4 protein-coding genes and 1 pseudogene are annotated in these 8550 nt (G+C 70.5%); 1 reads left to right on the top strand and 4 read right to left on the bottom strand.

The window, feature by feature from the left end; translation table 11 throughout:
- The coding region (locus tag AC5Y4C_RS04910) for an MmpA family trehalose lipid delivery protein (RefSeq protein ID WP_500008038.1) at positions 1–1630 on the bottom strand (1630 nt) is incomplete at its 3' end.
- A gap of 8 nt (positions 1631–1638) precedes the next feature.
- A complete protein-coding gene (pgfA, locus tag AC5Y4C_RS04905) occupies positions 1639–2937 on the bottom strand; it encodes a cell envelope lipid trafficking protein PgfA (protein WP_499905016.1) in 1299 nt (432 codons plus the stop codon).
- A gap of 144 nt (positions 2938–3081) precedes the next feature.
- On the opposite strand from pgfA, the gene AC5Y4C_RS04900 reads away from it, so the two are divergent.
- A complete protein-coding gene (locus AC5Y4C_RS04900; RefSeq protein ID WP_499962051.1) occupies positions 3082–4215 on the top strand; it encodes an acyltransferase family protein in 1134 nt (377 codons plus the stop codon).
- 908 nt (positions 4216–5123) lie between these two features.
- Here AC5Y4C_RS04900 and AC5Y4C_RS04895 read toward each other — a convergent pair.
- A pseudogene (locus AC5Y4C_RS04895) lies at positions 5124–8405 on the bottom strand (alpha-(1->3)-arabinofuranosyltransferase domain-containing protein); the annotation flags it as partial.
- Positions 8353–8523, bottom strand: coding sequence for a DUF2613 domain-containing protein (locus AC5Y4C_RS04890; RefSeq protein ID WP_499905018.1), 171 nt, complete (start codon positions 8521–8523; stop codon positions 8353–8355). The pseudogene AC5Y4C_RS04895 and the gene AC5Y4C_RS04890, both read right to left, overlap by 53 nt.
- Between the last annotated feature and the right edge of the window lie 27 nt (positions 8524–8550).

Here is an 8550-nt window from a genome sequence, read left to right as displayed (position 1 = left end):
GCACGCCGAGCCACACCACATGCATCAGCACCATGACCCGGCGGTCCGCGGGCGTCGCCCCTGCGACATCGCCGCCGACCCGGTACAACGCGATGTCGGCGTCACGGTAGACCACCGGCAACTGCGCCAATGCCTTTGCGGCAGAACCTATTTCGCCTGGCGTACCCAGCTCCACGACGACCCATCCGACTCCAGCGGCGGCCAGCGCCTTCGGGTCCGCGCCGCTCAGCAGCAGCTGCTGCACCTCACGCGCGCGGTGGCCTTCTCCCCGCACCGTGCGGCCGGAGATCGTCAAGTCGCCCGTCGAGTACACCGGCGCTCGCACCCACCGCGGTAACGGGTCCAGCACCGGCGCCCGCCCCGACCAGTCGAACCGCCGCATCGTGTCCGCCGGCAGCACGACAACCGCTCGGGGGTCGGCGTTGACCTGCGACGCCACCGCCGACCACCCGGCGGGATAGCGCACCGGCGTCACCGTGCCCCACACACCCCACACGAGGTCCGGCAGCACCGCGATCAGCGCCGCACAACATGCCACGGCCGCCAGCCGTGACGCCAACCACTTACGCAACGTGACCACCGCTGCGGCACCGGCCAGCGCATATCCCGGCATCGCCAGCGCCACCCACTTCTGTCCGTCTCGCACCACACCCAGCCCCGGCAACGCCCGGACCACTGCGTCCACCACGGCGATTCCCCACGGAGTGGCCATCCCGGCCGGCACCACCACCGCGACCGCGGCCAGCACCAGCAGCGCCACCGCGGCCGGTCGTCGCCGCAACACCGGCAACCCGGCGGCGACGATGCCCAGCAGCACCGCGGACGCCACAACGGCGAACAGCGTGCCGCGTGACGCCGGCACAGCCTCCGCATTCCAGATCCCGCCCAACGCTGCCAGGCTGCCCAGCGTCCCCAGCCCCAGTTCGGCCCGTGCGGCGAACGCCGCAGTCCCCGACGGCTCGGAGCTCAAAGTGCCGGCGAGCGTACTGGCCACCAGCCACGGCGACGCGACCAAAGCGGCCACCGCCAAGCTCACCGCTGCACACAGCCACCGGGGCCGCCCCGCACCCGGCGCAGCCACGCACACCAGCGCCACTGTTGCCGCCAGCATCAGCCCTGTGGGGGTCAACCCGGCGAGTGCGACGAAGAACAGCAGGGGCCAAAACGATGCGGCCTCACCGCGCACCCGCAGCATCACCGCCGCCACCCACGGCAGACACCCATAGCCGACCAGCAGGCTCCAGTGGCCCTGCAAAAGCCGTTCGGCCACATAGGGATTCCACACGCCGACGGTCGTTGCCACCAGCTGCCCGCCCAGCCCGGCGTCGGGAACCACCAGGGCGGCGAGCCGCGCCGCACCCCAACCCGCCAGCCACAGCCCGACGATCAACAGCCCTTTGACCACGATCCCGCCGTCGACGACGTGGGACGCAACCGCGATCGCAAAGTCCTGCGGCAGTGCGCGCGGCGCCGATTCGGACAGGCCGAGCGCGTCGTCGGACAGATACGACCGTGGCGTGGACACTGCGTCTCGCAGCAAGAGATAGCCCGGCCCCAACAGCGGAGCAGTGACCAGCAGCGCCAACGCCAGTGAATACCCAGGCGCCACACCGCGCCGCGCCAACGCCACGGCCGCTGCTACGAGTTGGGCGGCGGCCCCGAAGGCGGCGCGGGCGGCGGCCCCGAAGGCCCTGACGGTCCTGACGGCGGCGCAGGCGGTGGCCGGCGCTGGGCCGGCAGCTTCTCGGTCTGCGCCTCCGCGCCCGGCACCGGTTCACCCGACGGGCCGCGGGCACCGAAGAACCCGTGTTCGGCGGTGTCCAGCCCGGGGTCGATCAACGCGGTGTCGGTGCGCAGCAGGAACCACCCCAGCAGCGCGCCGCCCACCAGTGCGACGATGCCCAGCGCGGTGAACGAGATCGGCAGGATGCGGCCCCACACGGCGATCCGGTCGCGCTCGTCGCGGGCGGCGTTGACCTGCTGCTCGACGGTGGCCTCGGTGGACGTCACCGTGTAGTCCACCAGCGTCACGTCGGGCTTGAGCGCGTCGCGGTTCTTGCAGTCAGGATCGCCACAGCGCACGTAGTAGTGCATGGCGCGTTCCTTGGACTTGACGATCGTGCCGGTGACCGGGTCCACCCAGAAGTCGCGCTGTGCTGCGTAGTAGCGCTTCATGGTGACCTGCTCGTCGGGTGGTCCGGGCAGTCCCCACAACGCGGCGCGGGCGGTGACCCTGGCGTCCTCGTCGCGGTCGTACAGCGACGGGTATTCGACCGGCTCCACCAGCTTGCCGTTGTTGTCCAGGCCGACGTTCTGCTTGAAGTGGAAGGCGGCGAGGCCCAGGACGTCCTCTTCGCCGTCGTAGTTGGCGTCGAACGTCTTCTGCGCGATCGGGTCGAAGTACGGGTAGGTCTTCTTCTCGACGTCGAACGGGAACCGGTAGTTGAGCCCCTCGTGCTTGAGGGGGATGTTGGTCGGCGGCTTGGTGTCGTCCATCGTGCGCGGCCGCTGCACGAAACCCGCCGGGTTGCTGTCGCTGGACTCCGCCATCGCAGTGCTGCGGTTCAGCGTCACGGTGTCGACGATCGCCAGCAGCAGTCCGGTGTCCTGTTGCTTGTCGGTGCGCCGCAGCGTAGTGCCCACCTGCAGAGTGACGACGTCGGCGTTCGAGGGAGTGTCGATTCCCGACTCGGTGCTGTACTGCTGCTGCTGGACCACCGGCACGTTGTCGTTGGCGACGAAGCGGTCCGTCGCCAGCGACGCGGGGTCGAGCGCCTTGGCGGTGCCGTTGCTCACCAGCGTGGTGTCGATGTCGAGCGGAATCTTGGTAATCCTGTTGGTGGTGTAGGTGGACAGCAGCAACGCCGCGACCAGTAAGGCCGCACCGAGGCCCAACAGCCCGTACGCCGTCATGCGAAGAGCCCCTGCCCGGTTCAACCGCGCCTCCCATCCCAGGACCAAACCCGTCTGACCCTAACAGCAGGAACTAAGGCACACGCTTACCCTGATCCGGTGACGGTTTCGGCTGCCCCAGCTGATGCGGTCGGCGGCACCCGCACGTTCCTGCCGGCGGTCGAGGGCATGCGCGCGTGCGCCGCAATCGGCGTCGTCATCACCCATGTGGCGTTCCAGACCGGGCACTCCACCGGTATCGCCGGCCGGCTGTTCGGCCGCTTCGACCTGGCCGTCGCAGTGTTCTTCGCGCTGTCCGGTTTCCTGCTGTGGCGCGGGCATGCCGCCGCGGCGCGCGGACTCAGGCGCACGCCGCCCACCGGGCACTACCTGCGTTCGCGGATCGTGCGGATCATGCCCGGATACCTGGTAGCCGTCGTCGTCATCCTGACGCTGCTGCCCGATGCCGAAACGTCGAGTCTGACGGTGTGGTTGGCGAATCTCACGCTCACGCAGATCTACGTTCCGCTCACGCTCACCGCGGGGCTGACGCAGATGTGGAGCTTGTCGGTGGAGGTCAGCTTCTATTTGGCCCTGCCGGTGCTGGCGATGGCCGCGCGCCGGCTGCCGGTCCGCGCCCGGGTTCCCGCCATCGGCGCGGTGGCGCTGCTCAGCCTCGGGTGGGCGCTGGTTCCGCTGCACACCGCCGAGGGCGTCAACCAGCTGAACTGGCCACCGGCGTTCTTCTCGTGGTTCGCCGCGGGCATGCTGCTCGCCGAGTGGACGGTCAGTCCGCTCGGATGGGCGCATCGGCTGGCCCGGCGCCGCGTGCTGATGGCGGTCGTCGCGGTCGGCGCCTTCTTAGTGGCGGCGTCCCCGCTGGCCGGCCCCGAAGGACTTGTCCCCGGCACCGTCGGGCAGTTCATGGTGAAGGCGGCGATGGGCGCGGTGGTGGCGGCCGCGTTGGTGGCGCCGCTGGTGCTCGACCGCCCCGACACCCCGCACCGCGTCCTCGGCAGCCTCCTGATGGTCACGCTGGGCCGCTGGTCCTACGGCCTGTTCATCTGGCACTTGGCTGCGTTGACCATGGTGTTCCCGGTGATCGGCGAGTTCGCGTTCAGCGGCCACATGCCCGTGGTGCTTGTGCTCACGGTGCTCTTCGGGTTCGCGATCGCGGCGGTCAGCTACGCGCTGGTCGAGTCACCGTGTCGAGTTGCGTTGCGGCGCTGGGAATTTCGCCACCACGCGCCGCCATTGGACTCGTCAGTCACCGACACCACCGACACCGTCAGCGCCCCGATCGCGGTGAGCGCCAGCAGCTGAACGCCCCACGAATGCCCGGCGTACCCGCCGACCGACCGCCACGGATGCCGCGACAGCGCAGCACCGGCCAAGACGAAGCTCGTCGCAGTGGCACCGAGCGTGATCCGCTCGAAAAGCCTTGTCCTGCCGAGGGTTTGGAACCAGTAGCGAAGGCCTAGGAGGCCGCCGAACACCGCGATCCCGGCGACCCCGGAGATCAGCCAGCCCACTGCCAGCACCGCAACGCCTGCCACCGGCGCAGGCGGCTGCCAGGTACGTGCGGGCTGCAGGCCGGTTTCTCGGCGCGGACGTACCAGCACCAGCAGTGCCAGCAGCGGCAGCAACGCGAGCCCCCAGAACAAGCCGGCCCGGTACAGCGCGTTGGACGGGAACGTCAGCGTGATCGTGCCGCCGACTCCGGCCGGCACCACCCAGCCCTGCTGCCAGCCGTTGACCGTCACCGCCGTCAACTGTCGGCCGTCGACGGTGCGCGCCACCCAGCCGGGGTTGACGCTCTCCGGTACGACGAGCAGGCGGGCGGTGGCCGCCGGATCGGTGTGCACCTCGCGGTGGTCCGGCCCCCAGACGCCGACCGCTGCCTGCGTCACTGCGGCCGGGGGCTGGGGCGGGGTGGCCACCAACTGCGCACCGTCGACGACGAAGCCCTCGCCCGGGCTGATCAGGAGCTCCTGCTCACCGGCGGGCAAGCTGATCGGCTCGGGCTGACACGGCTGCGCGGCGATCGGTTCGCCCGACAGCAGGGCCCGCACCGTGGTGTGCACCGCGGTCGGCACGAACCGCCCAGCGATCGCGATCGTGGGGCCGCGCCCGCATTCCAGGTCGACCGCTCGGGCCAGGTTTCGCCCGGCGTCCGCGGCCGCGATCGGCATGCCGTCGGGGCTCAGCGCTGTCACCTCCGCAATGCCGGGCGGCTTCAGCTGATCGAACCCGAGCGCCGTGCGGTCGATGACGTCGTCCCAATCCAGCACGCTGATTCGGACCGTGTCGGTGACCCGCGTCGCCAGCCGCAGCGTGCGGGTGTCGCCGTCGCCGTCAGGGCTACCGGTCATGTCGTGCACCTGCGGGCCGTCACCGAGATCCACCGCCACCAGCTTGGGATGTGCCGGCACCGAGGACGGACTCGGCGTCAGCCGCAACGCCGCCACCTCCGTCGGCCTCGGCAGTTTCAGCGTGAGAGTAGGCGGCGTGCGGTCGTGCACAGTGTCCTGCCGGGCGATCCACGCGGTCCGCGGGTCGCCGTCCGCGGCCGCGTACGGCGACCCGAGCACGTCGACCACGTCCGCGTCTCCGCTGGCCCGCACGGCCCCTGGCTGCGCGACTAGATCCGCCAGCCTCGGACCTTGGCGGGCGCGGACCCACACCGTCGGCGTCACGCTCACCGCATGGGCCACCGAGAGCATGCGGCTGAGGTTCACCGGCTCTTCAGGCGCCAGTGCCATCGTCGCGGCGCAGCGAACACGGTCCGGGCCGTCAGCGCATCCCAGCCGGCCCAACAGCTCGGATCCCAGGTCCCAGCCGGCGACGGCCGGAGCGCCCGGCCCCGGCACGTCGACGGTGTGCCGCAGCTCGACGGGATGGGCGAACCCGTTGGCGTCGTACTGGGTGATCGCAATGTCGGTGATGCCGAACTGGACGCCTGCGGACCCGTCGTCGGTGCCCACCGCGGTCACCCGCACCCACGGTGTCTCGCCGTATGGCAGCGCCGCGGTGAGCGGCTGCCCCGGCTTGTCGTACCGCAGCGTGGTCGTGCCGTTGGCGGTTGCGATCTCGATCTTGCGCACCTGCGCCCCGACGGCCGTCGCGCTCGGGGTGATCGTGAGCATGGCGTTGGTGACCGGGTTGTCGAAGTCGACCTGCAGCCACTGGCCGACCGCGGACTGCAGCGCATTGGACACCCAGCTGGTCGCCGCGTCGCCGTCGACCGCGGCAGCGGGACTGGTCGCGGGCGAAACGTTGGGCAGGGCAGTCGAGTCGGCGGCCGAGCTGGATGCGCTCAGCCTGCCGCCGACCCAGTCGCCGTAGACGGGTCGTGCGGCGGCGGGATAGTCGGGCACACGGTTGAACGTGTGCCGTTGATCGCCCGGCGTCCGCACGGCAGACGAGTGGTCGTCGACGCGGCCGTAGTCGGTCTCGCGGGCCAGCGGTGTGTCGGTGACGGTGACGACGGGCACGGGCAGCCCGGCCCGCTGTGCGTCGGGCGTCAGCAGCACCGGACCCAGCGGCGGCTGGGCTTGCAGCCGGCGTCGCTCGTCGAGCCGCAGCAGCGCCTCGGGACCGCCGTCCACCCGCGGCAGTGCATCGACATCAGCGAGATACGGACCGGCGCGTGCGCCCTCGACACGGAAGATCTCCACGGCCGGATATTGCGGGCGCAGGTCACTGTCGGCGACGAACCCGGAAACGGTGCCTGCCCCCACCGGATCGCCGAACTGGGCGACCTTCGTCAGCCCCGGCGAGCCGCTGATCGCCCGGTGCACCAGGATCGGCCTGGCCGAGCGCGACGTGTCCGGATCGAGGTCGTTGCGCACGACTAGATATGAAATTCCTTGGCGCGCAAGGGTATTAGCTAGACCGGCGGAGGGCCGCCCCGCAGCGAACAGACGCTGGACGGAGTCCAGCGCGCGGATCGTTGCGGGCGGCGTCAGCGGCACCGAGTCCCGCACCCCCCAGGGGCTTGTCCCGAGCACCTGCATCGGCTCGTCGTGGCTGGTGCCCCACACCTGGGTGGCAAACGGCGATCCCGGCACCACCAGCACCCTGCCCGGCGTCGGGCCGTCCGCGTTGTGCTCGTCGAGCCAATCGGCCGCGTCATGCCAATACTGCGGTATGGCAGTGAAAGTGCCTGGGGGAGTAAGCCTTCCGGTCCAGGCCAGCGATGTGCCGGCCGCCAGTGCGACGAGCACCACGATCGCGACGGCCACGCGCTTGTCGTGCTCGGGGTGGGCGAGGGCGTGCACCCACACCTTCCGGGGCACGCTGCCGGGCAGCGGGACGCGGCCGAGCAGATGCGCCAGACCCAGCGCCAGCGGAAGGCGGATCATCGGCTCGAGTTTGTGGACGTTGCGCAGCGGCGCGCCGGCCGCGTCGAGAAACGCCTGCACATGATGCGCCACCGGAGAGCCCAACCCGCCGGAGTAACCGACGGCCAGCAGAACGACACCGGTGACCAATACCGTGACCAGCCGCCCGCGGGCGGGCATGCTGCCCAGCGCCAGGCCGGCCAGTCCCGCAGCAGCCACCAAAGTAGTGGCCAGGATCGCCACCGAGCTGGTCACCAGCGACTGCCCCGCTGTCGCCGCCGGCGCGACGAACGGCGTCCAGCTGTCGGTGCCGCGCAGCACCTCGGTCAGCGACGCCCATTGCGTGGTGACGCCCGACGACTCGATGAAGTCCAAAAACGGCGGACTGACCCGGCCCAGCAGCACCAGTGCCACCAGCCACCACGTCGTCGCCAGCGCGATGCCGACCAGCCACCACCCGGTGAATGGCCACCACCGTCGATTCGGCCGGTGACATGCCCACCAAATCACTGCGGGCAGGCAGCCGGTGAGCGTCGCCACCGCATTGACCGCGCCCATCAACGCCACCGCGGCCGACGCCTGGGCCGCCAACACCCGCGGCGAGCCCCGGCTCCATGTCGTCAGTCCTGCCGCTGCATCCCCGCGCAGCGCCAAAATCACAGGCAGCAGCACCCAGGGCGCCAGCATCATCGGCAGGGTCTCCGACGAGATCGACCCGAGCGTCGTCAGCACCCGCGGCGACAACGCGAACGCCGCTGCGGCGATCACCCGCGAACTAGTGGTGCCGATGCCGAGCGCCTCGGCTACCCGCAGCAGTCCCCAGAAGCCGACAGTCAAAAGCAGCGCCCACCACAGTCGTTGCGTCACCCACCCGGGCAGGCCGACGACGTCGCCGAGAAGGAAGAACGCGCCGTGCGGAAACAGATAGCCGTAGGCCTGGTTCTGGGTCTGCCCGAACGGCAGCTCACTGCTCCACAGGTTCGTCGCGCGGGCCAGGAATCGCAGCGGCGCCGCGGTGAGGTCGAGCTTGGTGTCGGGCGAGACCCGGCCGGGTGACTGGGCGAAAGACAGAAGCAGCGCGGCGGACCCGACGGCCCACAGCCAGCGCCGTGACAGGTTAGCTACGGTCGCCGTACTCCACCCGATTGAGAATCGACGCGCCGTCGCCAACCGACAGCGGCGGCTTGGTGTCCTGCTGCACCATCAGCGTCACACCGAAGACCGCGGCCGCGCCCAGCAGCAGGCCGACGACGATGCTGGCCGCCGCGGGCAGCACGAACCGGTTCATCGTTTGGCTCCTAGCGAAGGGTCATCG

Source organism: Mycobacterium sp. NGS35 (genome assembly GCF_059812855.1).
The sequence above is the reverse complement of the archived record's forward strand: the minus strand, read 5'-3'. Positions and strand labels throughout refer to the sequence as shown.